This window comes from Kangiella koreensis DSM 16069 (assembly GCF_000024085.1).
Lineage (GTDB): Bacteria > Pseudomonadota > Gammaproteobacteria > Enterobacterales > Kangiellaceae > Kangiella > Kangiella koreensis.
Genome location: NC_013166.1, coordinates 1,515,613 through 1,537,110, shown reverse-complemented (window position 1 = coordinate 1,537,110; position 21,498 = coordinate 1,515,613). Strand labels below are relative to the sequence as shown.

Below are 21,498 nucleotides of genomic sequence, written 5' to 3'. Positions count from 1 at the left end.
TTGAATCCTCATTAACTTTAAAATGGCAAATGGAATCGCGCATGAGTAGATATGATAAAGTTGATTTGGCTTACGAATTCTTGGTAGCCAAAGAAAAAGAAACCGAGACTTTTACAATTGCGCAGTTAGCAGAAGCTACGGGGTGGAGCACAGGTACATGCAGTACATACCCTTCTAAGCGTTGGCATCAATATGTGGCAAAAGATGGAACTCAGTACTCAAGTTCAGGGGTTTCATATTTAAGTAAAGAAGAATTTCGAAGTGTACATAGCCAAAAACTGCAAAAAACCGAAGATTTTTCAACTAAAGGAATCCTAGTTCATAAAGCAAAAGAGTTCGCCTTACTTGCTGTATCAACCTACAACAACCCTTATACAGAATTCAAAACTTACGGCTTTATTGTAAACATTGTTATTGCTTATACTTCACTTTTTCATGCTATTTTCGAAAAGCGTGGTTCTAATTACTTCCATTTAGACGAAAATGGAGAGCCAATATTCATCGATGGTGAAGAGAAAGCTTGGGAGCTAAGCGAGTGTTGTGATGCGTTTTGGCAAGGAGAGACAAATGCAGAAAAAGCCAATATTAAATTTTTGATTGGTTTAAGAAATAAAATTGAACATCGTAGTTTACCAGCAATCGATTTGGCTGTATGTGGGGAGTGTCAGTCTGCGTTAAGTAACTTTGAAACTTTACTTGTTGAAGAGTTTGGTGACGACCACGCTCTTACAGCTAATTTAGCCATTGCAATGCAATTAACTAGAATTAGCGAGCAAGCCCAAGTCGACTCATTAAAACAACTTCAAAAAGAAAACTATAAGGTTGTTCGTGAATATATGGAAACTTATAGAAATGATCTTAACGACGACATTGTCCAAAGCCAAAAATATCGGATTCGCGCATTCTTGGTACCTAAATTGGGAAATCATGCAAAATCATCCGATATCGCAGTAGAGTTTTTGAACGTAAGCAACTTGAGTGATGAAGAAATAGAAAATTATGAGCAGGGGGTTGCGTTTATAAAAGGCATAGAGAACCCATTTAAATTGAAGCCCTCAAAAGTGGTTGAGTTGGTAGAGAAGAAGGTTAAAGGCTTTAATATGACCTTGCATACAAAGTGCTGGAAATTTTACGAGGCAAGACCAAGAGAAGTCGAAGAAGGCTTTAAAGGTGAGTACTCGAGTTTTATCGAAGGGTTTGATCATTACTTATATTCAATGAGGTGGGTAAAATTCCTAATTAAACAATTAAAGAACAAACAAAAGATGGCAGAGGTGAAAGCACAAGCCATTTAACACGTTACTCAAAAGGACGCAAAACGCTTGGCTTGCGTTCCTTCGTCGCTAATGTTAGCCGAATTAATGGGGTCAGAGTAAATTAATTAAGTTAGTGTGATGGTTTTGCTTTGAAATATACTCTGACCCCATTAACTCCATAAAAGGGAGACATTCCACATGAAAAAGTATTGGACACCCACAAACATTGGATTGAATAGTTCCTAGCATTTAGCTACTTCAGACCCAAACGCTCTTACCCAGCTGACATAAATCAACCAACCCCCATTCCCTTTAAAATTCTGTTGCTATCTTTCGGTTCGATTCTTACTATGAATCAAAGGTGTTTGTTTTTTAATCAGGGATTTGAGCTTGTCTGAAATACTATCTACTAAAGAAGAAACTCGTGATTCATCATCAACTCAGTCAAAGCCTGTGTTGCATGCGCACAATCTGACTAAGGTTTATAAGACCGGGGAGGTTGAGGTTAAGGCGTTGGATGGCGTTGATTTTCAGGTGTTTGAGCATGAGATGGTGGTTTTGCTGGGGGAGTCTGGAAGCGGCAAGTCGACGCTGCTGAATATTCTCGGTGGTCTGGATGTGGCGACTTCGGGTGAGGTGTATTTCAAAGACCGGCTGATTAGCTCTGACAGTAAGGGGCTTTTGACCAGTTTTCGTCGCGAGCATGTGGGGTTTGTGTTTCAGTTTTATAATCTGATTCCGAGTCTTACGGCTTTAGAGAATGTCGCTTTAGTCACTGAGATTGCTAAAAATCCTATTAAGCCTGAAGAAGCGTTAGATTTGGTCGGTTTGTTACCGCGAAAGGATCATTTCCCTGGGCAACTTTCGGGCGGCGAGCAGCAGCGCGTTGCGATTGCCAGGGCGATCGCCAAGCAACCTGAAATTCTGTTGTGCGATGAGCCGACCGGGGCTTTGGATCATCAGACCGGTATTTTGGTGCTGGAAGCTATTGAGCAGGTCAATCGTGAGCTGGGTACTGCGACGGTGGTGATTACCCATAATACGTCGGTGGGCGGCATTGCTGATCGCGTGGTGACGCTTCGCGATGGCAAGGTTTCTGATATCCAATCCAATTCAAACCGTTTGTCTCCGAGCGAGTTAAAGTGGTGATATGCGCGCGCTGAACCTGAAATTGTTGCGTGACTTATGGCATGTCAAAGGCCAGGTCATTGCTGTGGCTTTAGTCATTGCATCGGGTATTGCAACCTTGAGTATGGCTTTGACCACTTTAGAATCCTTGAAAAAAACTTCCGAGCAGTATTATTCCGATTATCAGTTTGCCGATGCTTTTGTTAGCGCTGTGCGAGTTCCGAATACAGTTAAGCAGCGATTAGAAGCGATTCAGGGTATCAGCTTAGTTGAAACTCGTATCAAGAAATATGCCAGTCTGGATATGCCGGATTTCAATGAACCCGTTATGGGATTACTGACTTCCATTCCCGACCAGGGGCAACCGAGGCTTAATCAGCTAGCCCTGAGGCAAGGGCGCTGGATTGCTCCGGGAGCTTCGGACGAGGTGATTGTGAATGAACCTTTTGCCGAAGCACACAACTTGAATTTGGGTGACAGGATTTCGGCTGTGATGAATGGCAAAAAGCGTTATTTCAGGATAGTTGGTATTGCGCTAAGCCCTGAGTATATCTACTCAATTTCTCCGGGTTCCTTGATGCCTGATGACGCACGCTACGGAATTTTATGGGCGGGGCAAAGCTCACTTGAGGCTGCCTTTGACCTCAAAGGTGCATTTAATGATGTTGCTTTCAAATTCGACGCGGCGTCAGATCATCAGGCTTTATTAAAACAGATTGATATGGTTCTTGAGCCTTACGGTGGCAGGAATTCTTATTTACGTGATGACCAGATTTCTTATTGGTTCGTTAATAATGAAATACAGCAATTAAAAACCACCTCAATCATCTTTCCGGTGATTTTCCTGCTGGTATCGGCATTTCTTACGAACATGGTACTAAGCCGGATGATTACCAATGAGCGTGAGCAAATTGGATTATTAAAAGCCTTTGGTTATAGCAACCTTCAAGTCGGTGCTCATTACTTCAAGATGGTGTTGGTCATGTGCTTAGTGGGGGCTGTTATTGGCTTAGCCGCGGGCGCTTATCTTGGTCAGGCGAATACTGAAATGTATGCGGAGTTTTTCCGTTTCCCACTTCTGGTTTATGATTTTTCATTTATCTCGTTTATAGCCAGTTCGGGAGTTAGTGTTTTAGCTGCACTTTCCGGAATTGTTGGATCGATAGCTCGAGTGGTTCAATTACCGCCTGCCGTCGCGATGGTTCCGCCAAGCCCTGATATCTACCATAAAAGTTTTGTCGATACTCCTTATATTAAGCATTGGCTCGATCAGCCAACCCGAATTGCCGTTCGTCAAATTATTCGTAAGCCGCTCAGAGCCAGTTTTACGGTTATCGGAATTTCTTTTGCTGTGGGTCTGATGGTGTTAGCCATTCAGATGTCAGATGCGATTAAGTATTTAGGGATTTCATTTTTTAATGACGCCCAACGCCAAGATATGACCTTGGCTTTTTATGAGAACCAGAAGCAGGAGGCTTTGTATCAGGTTAAGCGGCTTCCTGGCGTCATTGAAGCAGAGCCAATTCGTTATGTTTCCGTAGAGTTTATTAATGGCACAAAAACTCACCGCGGTTCTATCACAGGATTAGAATCGGATGCTACCTTGCAGCCTATTTACGACACCTATTCAGAACAAGTCGTCACATTGCCTGAAGAGGGTATGGTCATAGGAAGCATTTTGGCTGAGAAGTTAAATATTGGCGTTGGCGATCGGATTTATGTTGAGTTTCTGGATAAGTCCGGTTTGCGGCGAGATTACCCCGTTGTTGGAATATTCGATACTTTTATTGGCTTGCCAGCTTATATGAACCTCAAAACACTTAATCGGGAGCTTGGGGAAGTCGGCCAGTATTTTATGCTTAACCTTGTGGTTGATTCGCAACATTACAACGAGCTCTATAAAGCAGTTAAGGAGTCTCCGGCTATTACGGCCTTGATGACGAAGCAATCGTTGCTTGATGCATTTAATGAAACGGTCGCTGAGAGTATGCTGGTGTTTATGTTTATATTTATAGTTCTATCCTCAATTCTGGTGTTTGGGGTTTCCTATAACATGATTCGAATTTCTCTTTCAGAGCGAGGACGCGAGCTGGCCACATTACGAGTTTTGGGTTTTACTAAAGGTGAAACCTCTTATATTTTGTTATGTGAAGTGGGGTTACTGACATTGATCGGATTGGCTTTAGGATGTTTTGTCGGATGGGGACTGACTCAGTTATTGGGCTATGCATTTGAAACTGAATTATTCAGGATCCCGATCATTATTTACCCCCATACCTATAGCTATGCCGTGATTGTGGCGATCATAGCTTCAGTGATGTCTGCGCTGTTTGTGGTAAAAAGAATTCATCACCTCGACCTTATCGAAGTATTAAAGACCAAGGAATAACTATTCATGGGTATCAATAAGCGATTTAAGTTATGGATTGTGTTAGTGGCGATTTTGGTTGCTTTGCTGGCTTATGGCTTTTGGCCAAGAGCGATTGAAGTCGAAGCAGTAACGGTTACTAAAGGCCAATTTTATGAAGTGGTGTCTGAAGTCGGCGAGACTCGGGTTAAAAATATTTACCAGGTGTCAGCACCAATAACTGGTTATTTGCGTCGCGTTGAGCTGGAGGTGGGTGATCCCGTTGAAGCAAATACAACCGTTGTTGCTGAAATCGAGCCGTTACGTTCGCAGCCGCTCGATCCGCGCAGTGAAAAACAGGCCGTTGCCGAGTTGCATGCAGCCCAATCCGCACTGGAAATGACTCAGGCTAAATTGAGACAGGTGCAAAACGAATTAAGCTTTGCCAAAAGTGATCTTGAAAGAGCTGATAGTTTATATAAAGACCAGGCGATTTCCGAACGTGAGTATGATACTGCTAAGAAAATTTATCAAAGTTTACAACAGGAGCTACAGGCTACTCAGGCAACGTTACAACTCAGAAGAGCAGAGCTGGAGCGTGTTCAGGCCTTGCTGGATACCTCATTATCTGAGTTCCTGCCTAAGTGTGAATGCAGCCAGGTGTTATCGCCAGCTGACGGCGTGGTATTAACTCGCTACCGTGAAAGTGCGGGTGTAATTAATGCAGCTCAGCCAATCATGGATGTTGGCGATCCCACTAACCTAGATATTAAAGTTGAGCTGATTTCAACCGAAGCAGTTAGAGTCGTCAAGGGACAGAAGGTCCGGATGAAAGGTTGGGGCGGCGATACGGTTCTTGAAGGCTTCGTCAGGCAGGTTGAGCCCATGGCATATAAGAAAGTAACCGCATTAGGAATTGAAGAGCAGAGAGTTAATGTTTACATAGATTTCACAAGTCCTCAGGAGCAATGGCTGAAACTCGGACATGGCTACCAGCTGGATGTGGATATTATACTGGCCGATAAACCGAACAGCCTGATTGTTCCGGTTATTGCCATGGTTCGCGAAGGTAATCAGTGGGTAACCTTTGCGATTGAAGATGGAGTTGCTACCAAACGCACTTTGCAGATAGGGGCGATTAATGGACTGGAAGCTGAAGTTTTGAGTGGTGTTAGCGAAGGGGAAGACTTAATTTATAACCCCAGCGAAGAAATTGAAGATGGGGTTTCAGTGACACCAAGAAAACGGTAAGATTCAGGTGCTGATTAGTTTTTAATCAGATTAAATTGTCAGCAAAAATATAAAATAGTAACGAGCAGCTAATTAAAAATAAGCGAATAGTTTATACGAGAGATAGGTTATGAAAAAAAAGGTTATTAATCTAGCTGTTATTTTAGCTTGTTTTTTCTATTTGGTAATAACAACTATTCTGTTTGAGTTTTTTTTAAAATCATACGAAGAAGATATAAATAGAGAGGCTCGGCAACATTTGACTGAAGAATTTCTTTTGGTTCGAGCTAATGTTGAATCTGCCTTGTATTCAGATGTATTTATAGCTAACGGCTTAGTGACAGTGTTGTCGGTAAATAAAGAGTTGGCACTTGATAATTTTGATGCATTTGCTAAAACCCTGATCCAAAATGGTCGTTATATACGAAACATCGGAATTTCTGAAGGTTATGTAATTTCAAAGGTCTATCCATTTAAAGGCAATGAAAAGGCAATTGACTTTGATTTCAGAAGCAAGCCTGAGCAGTTCAAGACGGTAGAAAATGCACGTCTTACTAAGTCTGTTGTTATGGCTGGCCCACTAGAGTTAGTGCAAGGTGGTCAAGCCATTATTGCCCGCTTCCCAGTATTTGATGACGTTCCCCTAAATTCCAATTATTGGGGTGGGGTAAGCATTGTAATTGATGTTGAAAAGCTTTTTGAAGATGCTGGACTTTACAGGCTGCTTAATAAGTTTGATGTGGCTATTAGGGGCCTGAATGGAACTGGTGGAGAAGGACCATTTTTTATAGGTAATAAAAAGGTTTTTGATGAGGCGGATATTACTTCTGTCATTGAAATACCTGGTGGTAGCTGGGTAATGACAGGTAGCATGATGAAAGCCCCATCTAATACATTTCTTAATAGCTTAATAATATATAGAGTAATGGGTTATGGCCTTATAGTCTTAATTTTACTCTTAGTCATGCTGCTATACCGCTCTTACCATTTAGCTCATAGAGCTTCAATGCTTGATGAACTAACAGGGCTGCGCAATAGAAGGTTTGCATTTATTTTGCTTGAAAAGCTTACAGAGGATCAAAAGAAGAAGCCTTTCGCTGTAATTTCTATTGATTTAAATGGTTTTAAAGACATAAATGATAATTTCGGCCATCAAGCCGGGGATTATGTACTAACCGAGGTTGCAAATATTATTCTTGATAATGTAAGACAAACAGATATCTGTTGTCGTCTCGGAGGAGATGAATTTTTAATCTTATTGCCAAGGGTTTACAAAAAGAATGAGGTTGAAAGCGTTATTCATAAACTGAAAAAGGCTGTTAATGAACGGAGCTTCAAATTTGAGCAGCATAACTTAAATCTATCCCTAAGCGCGGGATACGGCTTGTTCCCTTACGATACAGATGATATGGAAGAGCTCGTACACAAAGCTGATTTAATGATGTATGAAGATAAGAAAGAGTCAAAAAAATTATAACTAAGAGTCATTGAATTTGACTACTATTTGAACCAGATTTGTTTGATAAACAATCAGTTAGATATTTTATTGAAATATTCTGGAAAAATTTACAAAAGGGCGTTGACATATCATCGTCTGGTGGCATAATACCGCCCGACAACGAGATGCGCGTGTAGCTCAGCTGGATAGAGTACCTGGCTACGAACCAGGCGGTCGGAGGTTCGAATCCTTCCACGCGCGCCATTATTCGAAAGGCTTCCCTTAAACCGGAAGCCTTTTTTCGTTGTATCAAAGAAAATGATGAGAACCTCCGAAGGAGTTCGACAAAGCACGAAGTGCTTTGAACGTTGGAGGCGTAGCCGACGACGGCCCGAAGGGCAAGGAGCGTAGCGACGCAGTAATCCTTCCACGCGCGCCATTATTCAAGAAACCTCGCACTATGCGGGGTTTTTTATTGCCTGCAGAAAACTCAATTCAGATCTATAAAACTGTATTTATTCGCTCTCTATAGAAATGGAGTTTTGATTTGATGAGACTCATAAAAAAAGGCGGCTAAGGCCGCCTTTTAGGTTGGTGAGTAGGTGATTATTTTGCAGGGTCGCATTCTTTACCTTTGCAGACTCTGCCTGTGCAACCGTTGGTTGCAAGATAATCATAGGCTGCTTTGGCTTGAACGAGTCCTGCGCCATAGGCATAGTCATGGCCTGGTTCGCCCAGGTCTTCCGCTGAAGCTTTAAGTGCGGTGCGGATGTCGAAGTTTGAGCAGTGTGGATAATGGCTCCAGACTAGTGCTGCGACTCCGACGACGTGTGGCGTTGCCATTGAGGTTCCGCTGGCGATTATGTATTCATTACCGGGACCTGTTGAGCCAACACTAACTCCGGGGGCAGAGATTTCTACCTGTGAAGTGGTTTGCGAGAAATCAGCAATGACTTTTGCCGAGTCGAGCGCTCCCACAGACATGACCGAGTCGTAAGAAGCTGGGTAACTATGAGTCGAAACTCCATCATTACCTGCGGCGGCGATACTCAAAACACCTGCCTTACGAGCACGTTCAAAGGCTCTTTCTTCCACTTTGGAATAGACTGGTCCACCTAAACTCATATTGATGACGTTAGCGCCGTTATTTGCGCATTCCTCAATCGCTCCGGCAAGACCTGAAGCGTAGGCAACACCGCCTTCCGAGTCAAAATATCGAACGATATAGAAACCGCCCGTGTCTTCAACATTGGGAATAACGCCGGACACACCAATACCATTATTACCTATCGCGCCAATCGTGCCGGCAACGTGGGTGCCATGATAGTGCAAATCTTCTGGCAGTGGGCCATACCAGGGGCCACTCAGATCATTTGAGCCCATTGCGTTTTTGGGCAAATCTTCGTGAGCAATATCGTAGCCGGTATCAATCACACAGATTTTAGAAGGGTTTGCTGCCGCTCCATTTGGAAAGTCACCGGATTGCACCATATGAATACCGTAGAGCGAAGGGTGAGTCTTTAAAGGATCATCCGTGTGGTCTTCAATCTGTGTGACATCTGAAGGTGTTACGGTTCTGACAGGATCAATCTCGATTTTTAGATTGGAACTTGCCCGTAAGTTTCGTAAAGTTTCCAGTGAATCCACTTCAAAGGCGATGGTATCCAGCGAGTCGAGTTCCAGTTTAATCTCTGCACCGGCTTCATTTAATTTTTGAATCACTTCCGCTTTTTTTTGCGTTGGGTATTCAACTATAAAGCGTTTATGAACCAAGGTGTTCGCTGCAGCTGCTGATGAAATAGCTAATCCTACCGCAGCAAGGGTTGCTAGACTGATTTTATTTAATTTCATGTTATAAACTCCCTTTACTCTTGAGTGTCGCATTCGTGAGTTTGTACGTTACCGCTGACTCCACCGAGGTTGGTGTAGCCGTCGTATGGTCCAGAAGTAACCTGAACGATGGCGATCCCGTGTAGTCCATTTCCTGAGCCTGCATCGGCGATACACATATAGCCGCTTCCTTCGCCTGGGTTCTGGTTGTTTTGAGAGTTATAAGCAAACTCAACTTCGAAATATCCGGCTGACTGGCATTGTAAGCAGTATTCACCGCTGTCATCGGCTGGGTCATCTGAGCAATACATGGCTGAAGTGACGTCAGCATGCAAGCTGACACCGCCTGTATTTTCGAAGTCAATGGCTGTTTTATCGTGTAATTGAACTTTTCCTTTTACAACGCTTTCCCCAGAGGAGTCGGGACATCGGCTGGCATTGATTGTGAAGACGGTTTTTCCATCGCCGCCGGCTGAGTGCATGGTTCCACCACCTGTCACTCTTCCATCAGCCCCACAACCACTTAAAATAGCGAGAGATGACGCTATTAAGCTTCCTACTAATAGTTTTTTCATAAACTTTCTCCTTAGATTTCCATTTTGTATTGCCGACCAACTCTCTCAATAAACAACAAATACTCCTATTGCTGAATAAAGCGAGCAAATCAGCAAAAAACACTCTATGAAATGTATAAAAAAACAACAAGGCGTAGGCAGGTTTCGGTACCCGGGCTGTGATTTGGGTCGCTTTTGATGCACTTTTGCATTGCGGGGTGACTTCAGTGCTTCTTTCGTCTGGGGGATTCGCCTTGGTGTCGCTGAATGAAAAAATTTAGGGCGAATGCAGTTCGCCCCTAAAGGACTGGGGGCTGGTTGCATCGACTGTTGGATGGCGGTTTAGCTTTATCCAACCTACAGGAGCGGGGTCTGCAAATGCTACTTTTGATGCGGTGGCTTGTGTGTATAATAAGTGCCTATAACGAAACTAAACGATTGCAACCACAAGCCTATTATTCATGTCATTAGAAACTCTTTGGTCTAAGTATCCGATTGAAATCATTTTGTTGGTCATCATTGTCATTTTGGCGATTGCTTTTATGGCGGCTTTGATTCGTCAAAAGAATACCTTCAAGCAGCTGCTTGATGATATGTCGGTGTCGCGGGATTTGTTGAAGAGCATGGACTCTCGTCAGAGCCATACCTTTGAGCAGACTAAGAACGATTTTAATCGCTTAGTTGAACAGAATCAGCGTGCTTCCGATAGCATGGTTGAAAAGCTGGCGGGTAATCAGGTTAAGCTTTCTGAATCCTTTCAACAGTTCCAAAGTCTGGTGCAGGGCGGTTTCAATAAGTTTAGTGACAATCTTGGCCAGAAGGTTAACGACAATACGGTTAGCCAACAAAAAGAGCTGTATCAGTTCAAAGAGACTCTGCAGAAGAATATTCTACAACTCAAGGATCAGATTGAGCTGAATCAAAAAGAAGCTTTGGCTATGTTGCAGGAGCAGTTCCGTCGCGGCATGAAAGATGTTCGCGAAGAGATTACGCTGAATCTGAAAACTCAGGCTGAAAATTTTGAGAAAAACATGTCTGGCTTGACCAAAACCACCGACGAGCGCCTTAAAGAAATCAGTGGTCAGGTTGAGAAGCGTTTGGCTGATGGCTTTGAGAAAACCACTCAGACCTTCCAGGATGTATTAAAGCGTCTGGCGCTGATTGATGATGCGCAGAAAAAGATTACCGAGCTGTCCAGTAACGTGGTTAGCTTGCAGGAAATTCTTTCTGACAAGCGCTCGCGTGGTGCTTTCGGTGAAGTACAGCTGGAGTCTTTAGTCTCCAACGTTATGCCAACCAGCCATTACAAATTTCAGCATTCTTTTAGTAATGGCAAAATTGTTGATTGCGCTTTGTTTTTGCCTGAGCCAACGGGTGTGATTGGCGTTGATGCCAAATTTCCGCTGGAAAATTATCAGAAGATGGTTGACGTCGAGCGTTCAGGGCCAGAGCGTGATCAGGCGCATAAAGCTTTTATTAAAGACATTAAAAAGCATGTTAATGATATCGCCAGCAAATACATTATCGACCAGGAAACTGCTGTTGGTGCTGTGATGTTTATTCCGGCTGAGGCAGTGTTTGCTGAAATTCATGCGCATCACCCAGAGCTGGTTGAGTTTGCTCAGCAACAAAAGGTGTGGATGGTGTCACCAACCACCATGATGGCCTTGTTGACTACGGCCAGTGCTGTTCTGAAAGATGAAGCGACGCGCAAACAGGTCCATATTATTCAGGAACATTTAGGGTATCTGTCGAAGGATTTCGGCCGTTTTAGAACGCGTATGAGTGATTTGGCTCGACACATTAATAACGTGTCTGATGATGTTAAGAAAGTGACTATCTCCGCTGATAAGATCAGTAGCCGATTTGAGAAAATTGAGCAGGTTGAGTTGAACCATGAGGATCATGAGCACTCTATAGAAGTGGCAGCTACCGCCAAGATTGAAAACAAAAAAGATTCTGAGTAGGTTGATGAAATGAAAAAATTGATTGTTTTGGTTTTATTATTAGCGACTGGTCTTAGTGCTTCTAAACTAGGTGCTCAGGAGCCCTTGATATTGTCATTAAAAGGTGACTTTACTCAAGGTGGACTGGTGATCGGTCAGGCGGTTCCTGGTGCTAAAGTCGAGTTTGACGGTCAGGAAGTCAAAGTTTCTGAAGATGGATATTTTGTATTTGGTTTTCATCGTGATATGCCAGAAACGGCTAGCTTGAAAGTTTCCAAGAGTGAGCAGACAGAGACGCAACCGATTACCATCAGTAAAAGACAATACAACATTGAGCGTATTGACGGACTTCCTCCATCAAAGGTAACGCCGCGAAAGCCAGAAGTACTTGAACGTATCAAGCGTGAAACGGCATTGGTTGCTGAAGCTAGAGCAGAAATCACTGATTTTAAATATTTCATGCAGGATTTTATCTGGCCAGCAAAAGGGCGCTTGAGTGGTTTTTACGGCAGCCAACGTGTATTAAATGGCGATCCGAAACGCCCTCATTTCGGCGTTGATGTGGCTGCGCCCACTGGTACTGAAGTGGTTGCGCCTGCTGATGGCGTTGTTCGTCTGGTGCATCCTGATATGTATTTTTCAGGAGGCACTATCATTATCGATCATGGCTTTGGCGTGAATTCTACTTTTTTACATTTAAGCAGTGTCGATGTTGAAGTGGGAGAATCGGTAAAGCAGGGCGATTTTATTGGTCGAATTGGTGCTACCGGTCGAGCAACTGGGCCACATCTCGATTGGCGTATCAACTGGTTGCATCACCGCCTGGATCCACAGTTAGTGGTTCCGCCTTTTGAAGAAACAGAAACTCAATCAAAAACTAAATCAGAACCTAAGTAACCCCACTATTTATGTTAACGACACAAGATTTTAATACTTTTAACTTTATCGATTTTGTTTGCCAGAATCCTGATCAGCATGAGCGCTTTGAGCTAGATATCGAGCAGGGTAAGGCCATCTTCCATGATGCTGGCATCCTCGAATTTATTCCTAAGCAAACCAGCGATCAATATGTGTGTCTCTCCTGCGGTGTGCATGGAAATGAAACAGCGCCGATGGAAATTGTCAGCGACATAGTACGCGATATTCTTGTTGGAGTTCAGTCATTACAGGTTAATCTTCTGATATTGCTGGGCAATCCTAAAGCCATGCTGCAACAGGAGCGCTTCCTGGAATTTAACTTGAATCGCATGTTTAACCATCATTGGAAATCGTACCTGGAAGCTGATCCAAACTGTTATGAAGCTCTGCGCGCAAAGCGTTTAGAAAGTGCGGTTCAGGATTTCTTTGAAAAGTCACCTGGGGATGCGCGTCGTTATCATTACGACCTTCACACCGCGATTCGAGCTTCTAAACATCAGCGCTTTGCTATTTACCCTTATCTTGATGGGCGCGATGCTAAGGCCGAGCAATTAGCTTTTATGCAAGACTGTGGTGTTAATACGGTTTTGTTGTATCACAAACCAAGTTCTACTTTTTCCTATCACAGCAGCCATCATTTTAAAGCCGATGCATTTACCGTCGAGCTCGGGAAAGTGAAACCGTTTGGCGAAAATAACCGTGATGATTTTAAGCAATCTGAAAACCAATTGCGCAAGCTGGTCGCTGCCAACTATCACTTCAATAATGATCGTTCTACCGATGAGTTAAATCTGTTTGCGGTGAAGAAAGAGTTGTTGCGCGTTTCTGATGATTCTCATCTCAATGTGGACGATGACCTGGCGAACTTCACCGAGTTTGAACAGGGCTTTGAACTGCTGTCTGATCCTGAAGAGCCTTATGTTGTGGAGTCAGATGGTGAGGCCATTGTTTTCCCCAATAATAAAGTTCCGATGGGGCAAAGAATGGCCTTGCTGATAGAGCCGGTGAGTTTGGGTTAGTCAATTAAACTACTAACTGTAACTCAAAGAGAAGCGCTAGTGGAAAACTATTCGTCCCACACTTTATAAGCTACGGAGCTTTTAAAAACCTTAAGAGCAGATCCTGAATCAAGTTCAGGATGACAGGCTTTTAGGAAATTGGTTTATTGATAGAATCGAGCTCTTAATAGGACGGTAATCAACCTCCCTATGATCGGAGCGCTCAATGTATCTAACCTTCTGGATATCAGACTTACAGAAAGTTGTCATCCTGAACTTGATTCAGGATCTGCTTTTGATCTTTTTGTAGAAAATATTCAGACGAGTACCTTGAGTTCATGGAACCTCTTAGAGCCTGTTCTTAACGCTCTCAATTAACTTAATTTAAAACGACCCTGTTTTAAAAGATTTTTCTCAGGATTTCTTTATCGGCCATGATCTTGACTGCTAGCTCTTCAACCGAGCGGGATGTGGTGTCGATAAAGGGAATGTTTTCTCTTCGATACAGTGATTCAACTTCTCGAACTTCTAGCATGCACTGATTGAGCGCTGAATATTTACTGTTGGGGCGGCGCTTGTTTCGGATCTCATGCAACTGCATTGGGTCTATGGTGAGTCCGTATAGCTTGTGTTTATTCTGCGCTAAGCCCTGTTTCAATTTTATATTCGGCAGGTCTTCTTCTGTAAAAGGATAGTTGGCTGCGAAGATGCCAAACTGCATCGCCATGTAAAGCGAAGTAGGCGTTTTGCCGCAACGCGATGGCCCCACCAGAATGATATCGGCCTGGTTGTAATGCTTGGTGGAAGCTCCATCATCATTATTCAAAGCAAAGTTGACCGCACTCATGCGCGTATCATAAGCCTGTCTATCATCAGTGGAGTGCGACTTACCTACACGGAAAGAGCTGTGTACGCCCAGTTCTTTTTCGAGAGGGCCAATGTAGGTGTGGAAAAAATCCACTAGTAGTGCATTGGCGGAAGTGATGATGTTACGAATGTCCGGTTTAACGATGGTTTCAAAGACAATCGGCTTGTGGCCATCACGAATTGCAGTCTGATTGATCCGAGAAACGGCAGCGTTAGCTTTGTCCACATCATCAACGAATGGAATGGTGTGGTAGGTGAATTCTACCTCGCCTTCGAACTGGGAAGTCAGCGATTGACCGAGCATTTCTGAGGTAATACCGGTTCTGTCGGAAATAAAAAAGACTGTGCGTTTCATATTTGCTCATTTATCAGTAAAATAGCGGCCACAAAGACCACTTTGTTCGTGAATTTAAGCATTTACGCTCACTATCGGCAAGAACATCAGTCAAAAATGGGCGGTTTGTGGTAATTCCAAATTTATAAACTGGAGATTAGAACCTTGGATAATTACGTACTTTGGTATGACCAACTTGGGATGGGTGACGTTGAGCGCGTTGGCGGTAAAAACGCGTCACTGGGCGAGATGATCAGCAACTTGAGCAATATGGGCGTTAGTGTTCCTAATGGCTTTGCTACTACGGCCGATGCTTTCCGCGCTTTCCTTGAGCAAAGTGGCCTGAACAAGCGCATCAACGACGAGCTTTCCAGCCTGGATGTTGATGATGTGACAAAGTTAGCCGAAGTTGGTGCAAAAATCCGTGGTTGGGTGATGGATACTCCGTTTATTCCAGAAATGGAGCAAGCTATCACTGAGGCGTATGCCAAATTAAAAGGTGACGCAAACGATGACTTTGCGGTTGCCGTTCGTTCTTCTGCTACTGCTGAAGACTTGCCAGATGCCTCATTCGCAGGCCAGCAAGAGACTTTCTTGAATGTTCGCGGTTTGGACAATGTGATGAAAGCGCTTAAAGAAGTGTTTGCCTCATTGTTCAATGACCGCGCGATTGCTTACCGCGTTCACCAAGGCTTCGAGCATGCTTTAGTGGCGCTTTCTGCCGGTGTTCAAAAAATGGTTCGTAGTGATATTGCTGCCAGTGGCGTGATGTTTACGATGGATACTGAGTCAGGCTTTAACGATGTGGTCTTTATTACCGGCGCTTATGGTTTAGGTGAAACCGTGGTTCAGGGTGCCGTTAATCCTGATGAGTTTTATGTGTATAAGCCGGGCTTAGACGAAGGTCGTCAATCAATTGTTCGTAAGACCCTTGGTGGCAAAGCGATCAAAATGATTTACACCGACAATACCGAGCATGGTAAATCTGTGGATACGGTGGATGTTAGTGTTAATGAACGGATGCAGTTCTGTATCAATAATGCTGAAGTTCAGGAGCTTGCCAAGCAAGCCATGATCATTGAAAAGCATTACCAGCGTCCAATGGATATCGAGTGGGCCAAAGATGGCGCCGACGGCAAAATTTATATCGTTCAGGCGCGTCCTGAAACGGTTAAGAGTCGCTCAGATAAGAATATTATTGAGCGTTACCGCCTGAAGAATACTTCTGATGTGGTGGCGACTGGTCGTGCGATTGGTCAGAAGATCGGCAAAGGTAAGGCACGTGTGATCAGCTCCATAGATCAAATGGCCAGCGTAAAACCGGGTGATGTTCTGGTTACTGACATGACTGACCCAGATTGGGAGCCAGTGATGAAGCGCGCGGCTGCTATCGTGACTAACCGTGGCGGCCGTACCTGCCATGCGGCAATTATTGCTCGTGAATTGGGTATTCCTGCAGTGGTTGGTTGTGGTGATGCTACTGACCGTATCAAAGATGGCGTGGAAGTGACCGTATCATGTGCTGAAGGCGATACAGGCATGATTTACTCAGGGCTGCTGGACTTTGAAATCAGCAAAGACTCAGTTGATGATATGCCTGAATTACCGTTCAAAATTATGATGAACGTGGGTAATCCTGATCGCGCATTTGATTTCGCTCATTTGCCTCATGCTGGTGTTGGTTTGGCTCGCTTAGAGTTTATTATTAACCGCATGATCGGTGTTCACCCTAAAGCATTGCTGGATTATGACAAGCTTGAAGATGAAAGCTTGAAAAAGACCATTGCCATGCAAATGGCGGGTTATCCAAATCCAAAAGAGTTCTACATCAGTAAATTAGTAGAAGGTATTTCGACCATTGCCTGTGCTTTTGCACCGGAAAAAGTGATTGTTCGTATGTCTGACTTCAAGTCGAACGAATACGCAAACTTGATCGGTGGTCATTTATACGAGCCGCATGAAGAAAACCCAATGTTGGGCTTCCGTGGTGCTTCTCGTTATATTTCCAAAGAGTTCCGTGAGTGCTTTGAGCTTGAGTGCGAAGCGATTAAACGCGTTCGTAACAAGATGGGCTTCAATAACGTTGAAGTGATGATCCCGTTTGTGCGTACTTTAGGCGAGGCGGAAAAAGTGATTGAACTACTGGCAGAGAATGGTCTGCGTCGAGGCGATAATGGTTTACGCGTCATTATGATGTGTGAGCTACCATCGAATGCTATTTTGGCTCAGGAATTCTTGAAGCACTTTGATGGTTTCTCAGTGGGTTCAAATGACCTGACTCAGCTTTCACTAGGTCTGGATCGTGACTCAGGTATTATTTCGCATCTATTTGATGAGCGTGACCCAACGGTTAAAGTGTTGCTAGCCAATGCCATCAAGGCCTGCAAAAAAGCCAATAAATACATTGGCATCTGTGGTCAAGGCCCGTCTGATCACCCTGACTTGGCTAAGTGGTTGATGGAGCAGGGCATTGATAGCGTATCACTAAACCCTGACACAGTTCTCGAAACGTGGCTTTTCCTAGGGAAAAAGTAATCTATCTTGTTATATTATTGAGCGCTTGGGTAACCGCCACCTGGCTTTTTACCCAAGCTTTATAAAAAGGTTATGAAATTTTAAAACCTTACTTATAAGTAAATAATCCGAGGAGGAGATAGGAATGAAACGTTTAGCTATTGCACTTTTAGCATCAACACTTGCGGTTGCTTGTAGTGATGACAAGCAAGATTCTGCGAAAGAAGAAGCACAGGAAGCAGTTGAGTCAGTAAAAGAAGCAACAGCAGATGCTGTTGAGGCGACTGAAAAAGCGGTTGAAGATACTACTGAGACTACCGAAGAAACAGTGAGCTCTTTGCAGGAAGCTGCTGAAGAAAATTATGAAGAAACTAAAGCTGAAGCTGAAGAAATGGTAGATGAAGCTAAAGCTGAAGCCGATCAAATGGTTGAAGACGCTGAAGCAGAAGCGGAAGAAATGATGCACTCTGCCGAAGAAGAGCTTGAAGAAGCGGAAGAGAAAGTTGAAAAAGAAATTGAAGACGACCAGTAGTCGAGTCGTTAATGTAGTATTAGAAGCCACTCAATTGAGTGGCTTTTTTTATGCCTGGACAATTTCATGCCTGTATTGTTTTTACTATCAGTAATTAAGTAGGAATGATATAAAAGTAAAAGTTTTGAACAGAATTGATTATTAAGAATCACCAATTACCAAGAACTATCAAATGTTAACCATTAAGTCAGTACCCCAAGCCACCATAATTCCTCTTCGCCACTCTGTTTTGAGAGCAGGGCAGCCTATAGAATCTTGTTATTACGAAGAAGACAATAGGGAGGAATGTTTTCATTTGGCTGCCTTAATTGATAAGCAGCTGGTTTCTATTGCATCTTTTTATCTGGAGTCTCACCCTAATCTAGACACCGCCCCTAAATCTGGCAGTGATAGTGCTTGGCGTCTTCGTGGCATGGCTACTGACCCTGAATTCCAGGGAAAGGGATATGGCGCTGAGCTACTAAGAGAAGGCTTGCGCATATGTAGAGAAAAGGGGGCTCAGGTGTTGTGGTGTAATGCAAGAACCACTGCTGCACCATTTTACAGTAAGCTGAATTTTGATATAAAGGGTGAAGAGTTCGTGATCGAAGGCATCGGTCCGCACTACTTTATGTCCTATACATTTCAATAAGAGAACAATATATGAGTCAGTCAAACTTGGAACCAACACTTAAGGCCTTTTATCATTGGGAAACAGCTGCCGCTGACAATGCTTTTTTGCGACAGCCCTTTGGTAATGACTGGAAGGAATACAGCTGGCGTGAGGTTGGGCAGCAGGTTCGAAAGATGGCTCAGCACCTTAAGACGACATTACCCCCCAAAAGCAAGGTTGCAATTTTGTCCTTAAACTGTTCGCACTGGGTCATGGCAGATCTGGCTATCATGATGGCAGGCCATATATCGGTTCCAATTTATCCGACTGCTGGTAAAGAAACGATTACGACTATCTTGGAGCACAGCGAGTCCAAGTTGCTTTTCGTGGGTAAGATGCCTGACTGGGCAGCTAAGAATGAAGCGGTTGCCGATGACCTACCCAAAATCAGTTTTTACCAACCTCACTCAGGTATTAAAGAGTGGGATGAAATCATTGCTGAAACTGAACCGATGGTTGAGTCACCGGTTCCAAGTCTTGATGAGCTTGCGACTATTGTTTATACCTCGGGCACAACGGGCATCCCGAAAGGTGTCATGATCGACTATCGAGCTTTGTCTAATGGAGCTGCCGCAGCTGCCCAGTTTGTGGATATAGAACAAGAGCGCGCTTTTTCCTACCTACCATTGGCACATTGCGCTGAGCGTGAGTTGACCGAAATCATCAGTATTCATACTGGTAGTGTCATTTCCTTTACTGAATCCTTGGATCGCTTTCAGGAAAACATTGTCTCAGTCCGACCAACCATATTTTTCGGTGTGCCTAGGATCTGGCTCAAGTTCCAGCAGGGCATTGAGGAAAAAGTCGGCAAGAGAAAATTGTGGTTGTTGCTTAAACTACCTATTATAAAAACTATTATCAGACGCAAAGTGTTAGAAGGTCTTGGACTAGATAAGACAAAGATTGTTTTATCTGGCGCAGCAGCCTTGCCCAAGGCGACCATGGATTTTTTCGATAGCCTGGGATTAGAAATTTGCGAGGCTTACGGACTAACTGAAACGATGGCTTTCTCACATGCCAGCAAACCAGAGCGTCGTAAAAAAGGCTCGGTGGGTGTTTGCATGCCAACCGCAGAAGCTAAGCTTGCCGACAGTGGCGAGATACTTCTTAAAAGCCCATGTCTGATGCAAGGCTATTATAAAGAACCTCTTAAGACAGCAGAAGTTATTGATGAAGCAGGGTACTTTCATACCGGCGATATTGGCATGATTGATGACGATGGTTTCTTGTTTATTACTGGTCGTGTGAAAGATATTTTCAAAACATCAAAAGGAAAGTATGTTTCGCCAGCACCTATTGAGGCAAAACTTGAACCAGAACTTGGGGTTGAGCACTTGTGCGTTATTGGAGATGGATTGCCGTCTCCTGTCGCAATTGCTTCGATATATAATAAAACGATCAAAGACCGTGCTGCATTTACCCAAGAAACCGAACAAACTTTGCAAAAGCTTAATAATCAGCTTGAAAAACATGAGCGTTTGACTAAGCTCATATTTGTTAATGAGGCTTGGACAACTGACAATGGATTGATTACACCGACCTTAAAAATCCGTCGTCAGCAAGTGGAAAAGCGCTATCAGGCCATCATTGAGAAGCACTACAAAAAGCAAGAAATGATTATTTGGGATTAACCTGAATAACCGATGTTAACTCACTGACAAACTGAAGGAGTATCTTGTTATGGGAATCTTAACGTGGATTGTCGTTGGTTTAATCGCTGGTCTTTTAGCTCGTGCAATTATTCCTGCCGCTAGAGGTGCTGGCATCATTATGACCATTGTGATCGGTATCGTTGGTGCCATTCTTGGCGGTTATGTCGGAAGTCTTTTGGGCTTCGGCGAGATATCAGGCTTTAATATCAAAACCTTACTGACGGCCACTCTTGGAGCTGTTATTTTGCTCGTACTGCAAAGAATGTTCGCTAAAAAATAAAATATCCACTCTTCTTAATCAAGTTCAGAAAGCATTCAGCTTGATTTTTATACACTTACCTTAAATCTACGGGACCTGCTGAGCAGGCCCCGTCCACAATATGAGGTATTGTGTATGAAAAGCCCATTATTAATCACATCAATTCTAGTTAGCTTGAGTTTAGTTAGCACTGCCCAAGCTGGTCATGATGAGCGGCGATATGAAGGTTCTCGCTACGACTCCTCTCGCTACGAGAATACTCGCTATGCACGCGCTAAAGTGGTGCATGTTGAGCCAATTTCAGGCTACAGTGAAAGTCGCTACCCAAGAGAGCGCTGCTATACCGTAAGTTCAGATCGTGATCGCCGTAAAGGTTCCATTGTCGGCGCCGTTGTGGGAAGTGTTGTAGGCTATAAATTGGGTGGCGATCGAGGCGATAAGCGTATTGGTTCAGTCGCTGGTGCTGTGGTAGGCTCTGTGATTGGTCAGTCTGTGGCTGATAAAGGACGCGATACTCGCTACCACTGTGAGGTCCCAGAAAGCCGATATGGTCATGCCGCTATTATTGGCTATAATGTCACCTATAAATATAAAGGCCAGCGATACACCACTTTTATGGACTATGATCCAGGTCGTTGGATTGATGTTGAAGTCAACGTCACCCCTGGCCGTGGTTATAGACATTAAATTTCATAGCATTAAATAAAGGTTATTATGAAATATATATTGTTCATCTTTTTGGCAACGTCAGCACTTTTGCTCGGTACTGCTGAAGCTGCTGGCGTTCGGCTGGATACAAAAATTGAGCGCAAAGAGCAGGCTTGTGTGCCCATTGGTAAAAGCGCGGCAATGAGTGCAGCCGCACAACACACCAATGGAAGAGTGCTGTCGGCTTCATTGAACATGAATCGCAGGCCGCCAGTTTATCGAGTCAAAGTATTAAGTTCTTCAGGACGCGTGAGCTATGTTTTAGTCGACGCATGTAACGGACGTGTTATCCGTTAATAAAGAAAAAAGCTTCCATAGTGGAAGGTAAGTCAGGA

Annotated in this window: 18 protein-coding genes and 1 tRNA gene; 16 read left to right on the top strand and 3 right to left on the bottom strand. The window is 43.7% G+C overall.

The genetic code is table 11. From position 1 onward, the window contains the following. Positions 1-41 precede the first annotated feature (41 nt). The 6 genes from KKOR_RS07145 to KKOR_RS07120 all read left to right on the top strand — a co-directional run bounded on the left by KKOR_RS07145 (position 42) and on the right by KKOR_RS07120 (position 7,663). The gene (locus KKOR_RS07145; protein ID WP_012801357.1) at positions 42-1,295 is read left to right on the top strand and encodes a DUF3644 domain-containing protein; all 1,254 of its coding nucleotides are present in this window, start codon (positions 42-44) and stop codon (positions 1,293-1,295) included. A 351-nt stretch (positions 1,296-1,646) separates the two neighbouring features. Continuing rightward, positions 1,647-2,405, top strand: coding sequence for an ABC transporter ATP-binding protein (locus KKOR_RS07140; RefSeq protein ID WP_012801356.1), 759 nt, complete (start codon positions 1,647-1,649; stop codon positions 2,403-2,405). Between the two features lies 1 nt (position 2,406). Beyond that, a complete protein-coding gene (locus KKOR_RS07135) occupies positions 2,407-4,773 on the top strand; it encodes an ABC transporter permease (protein WP_012801355.1) in 2,367 nt (788 codons plus the stop codon). 6 nt (positions 4,774-4,779) lie between these two features. After that, entirely contained in the window at positions 4,780-5,982 is a 1,203-nt protein-coding gene (locus KKOR_RS07130) for an efflux RND transporter periplasmic adaptor subunit (protein ID WP_012801354.1), read from the top strand. 109 nt (positions 5,983-6,091) lie between these two features. Next, positions 6,092-7,438 (top strand): diguanylate cyclase domain-containing protein, encoded by a 1,347-nt coding sequence (locus tag KKOR_RS07125; protein ID WP_012801353.1) that lies wholly within the window; start codon positions 6,092-6,094, stop codon positions 7,436-7,438. 148 nt (positions 7,439-7,586) lie between these two features. After that, positions 7,587-7,663: transfer RNA gene (locus KKOR_RS07120), tRNA-Arg, on the top strand. Between the two features lie 342 nt (positions 7,664-8,005). Here the strand turns inward: KKOR_RS07120 and KKOR_RS07115 are convergent. Both KKOR_RS07115 and KKOR_RS07110 read right to left on the bottom strand, forming a co-directional pair. Then, a complete protein-coding gene (locus KKOR_RS07115; protein ID WP_012801352.1) occupies positions 8,006-9,250 on the bottom strand; it encodes a S8 family peptidase in 1,245 nt (414 codons plus the stop codon). Between the two features lie 14 nt (positions 9,251-9,264). Continuing rightward, a complete protein-coding gene (locus tag KKOR_RS07110) occupies positions 9,265-9,804 on the bottom strand; it encodes a hypothetical protein (RefSeq protein WP_012801351.1) in 540 nt (179 codons plus the stop codon). 440 nt (positions 9,805-10,244) lie between these two features. On the opposite strand from KKOR_RS07110, the gene KKOR_RS07105 reads away from it, so the two are divergent. The 3 genes from KKOR_RS07105 to astE are packed head-to-tail and all read left to right on the top strand — an operon-like array spanning position 10,245 to position 13,666. After that, complete coding sequence (locus KKOR_RS07105) at positions 10,245-11,750, top strand: DNA recombination protein RmuC (protein WP_012801350.1); 1,506 nt, start codon at positions 10,245-10,247, stop codon at positions 11,748-11,750. A gap of 9 nt (positions 11,751-11,759) precedes the next feature. Beyond that, positions 11,760-12,626, top strand: coding sequence for a M23 family metallopeptidase (locus tag KKOR_RS07100; protein ID WP_012801349.1), 867 nt, complete (start codon positions 11,760-11,762; stop codon positions 12,624-12,626). An 11-nt stretch (positions 12,627-12,637) separates the two neighbouring features. After that, a complete protein-coding gene (gene astE, locus KKOR_RS07095) occupies positions 12,638-13,666 on the top strand; it encodes a succinylglutamate desuccinylase (RefSeq protein ID WP_012801348.1) in 1,029 nt (342 codons plus the stop codon). 379 nt (positions 13,667-14,045) lie between these two features. Here astE and ppsR read toward each other — a convergent pair whose 3' ends face one another. Then, complete coding sequence (gene ppsR / locus KKOR_RS07090) at positions 14,046-14,867, bottom strand: posphoenolpyruvate synthetase regulatory kinase/phosphorylase PpsR (protein WP_012801347.1); 822 nt, start codon at positions 14,865-14,867, stop codon at positions 14,046-14,048. Between the two features lie 144 nt (positions 14,868-15,011). Here ppsR and ppsA point away from each other — a divergent pair, with 144 nt between their 5' ends. The 7 genes from ppsA (at position 15,012) to KKOR_RS07055 (ending at position 21,460) form a co-directional block, all read left to right on the top strand. Continuing rightward, the gene (gene ppsA, locus KKOR_RS07085) at positions 15,012-17,381 is read left to right on the top strand and encodes a phosphoenolpyruvate synthase (RefSeq protein ID WP_012801346.1); all 2,370 of its coding nucleotides are present in this window, start codon (positions 15,012-15,014) and stop codon (positions 17,379-17,381) included. Positions 17,382-17,505: 124 nt separating this feature from the next. Further along, positions 17,506-17,892 carry a hypothetical protein gene (locus tag KKOR_RS07080; protein ID WP_012801345.1) on the top strand — a complete coding sequence of 129 codons (387 nt, stop codon included), beginning with the start codon at positions 17,506-17,508 and terminating at the stop codon, positions 17,890-17,892. Between the two features lie 172 nt (positions 17,893-18,064). Beyond that, positions 18,065-18,523 carry a GNAT family N-acetyltransferase gene (locus KKOR_RS07075; RefSeq protein WP_012801344.1) on the top strand — a complete coding sequence of 153 codons (459 nt, stop codon included), beginning with the start codon at positions 18,065-18,067 and terminating at the stop codon, positions 18,521-18,523. Between the two features lie 11 nt (positions 18,524-18,534). Next, positions 18,535-20,175 carry an AMP-binding protein gene (locus KKOR_RS07070; RefSeq protein WP_012801343.1) on the top strand — a complete coding sequence of 547 codons (1,641 nt, stop codon included), beginning with the start codon at positions 18,535-18,537 and terminating at the stop codon, positions 20,173-20,175. 49 nt (positions 20,176-20,224) lie between these two features. After that, positions 20,225-20,476 carry a GlsB/YeaQ/YmgE family stress response membrane protein gene (locus KKOR_RS07065; RefSeq protein ID WP_012801342.1) on the top strand — a complete coding sequence of 84 codons (252 nt, stop codon included), beginning with the start codon at positions 20,225-20,227 and terminating at the stop codon, positions 20,474-20,476. Positions 20,477-20,590: 114 nt separating this feature from the next. Further along, positions 20,591-21,142, top strand: coding sequence for a glycine zipper 2TM domain-containing protein (locus tag KKOR_RS07060; protein WP_012801341.1), 552 nt, complete (start codon positions 20,591-20,593; stop codon positions 21,140-21,142). Between the two features lie 27 nt (positions 21,143-21,169). Continuing rightward, positions 21,170-21,460, top strand: coding sequence for a PepSY domain-containing protein (locus KKOR_RS07055; protein ID WP_012801340.1), 291 nt, complete (start codon positions 21,170-21,172; stop codon positions 21,458-21,460). The last annotated feature ends 38 nt before the right edge of the window (positions 21,461-21,498 follow it).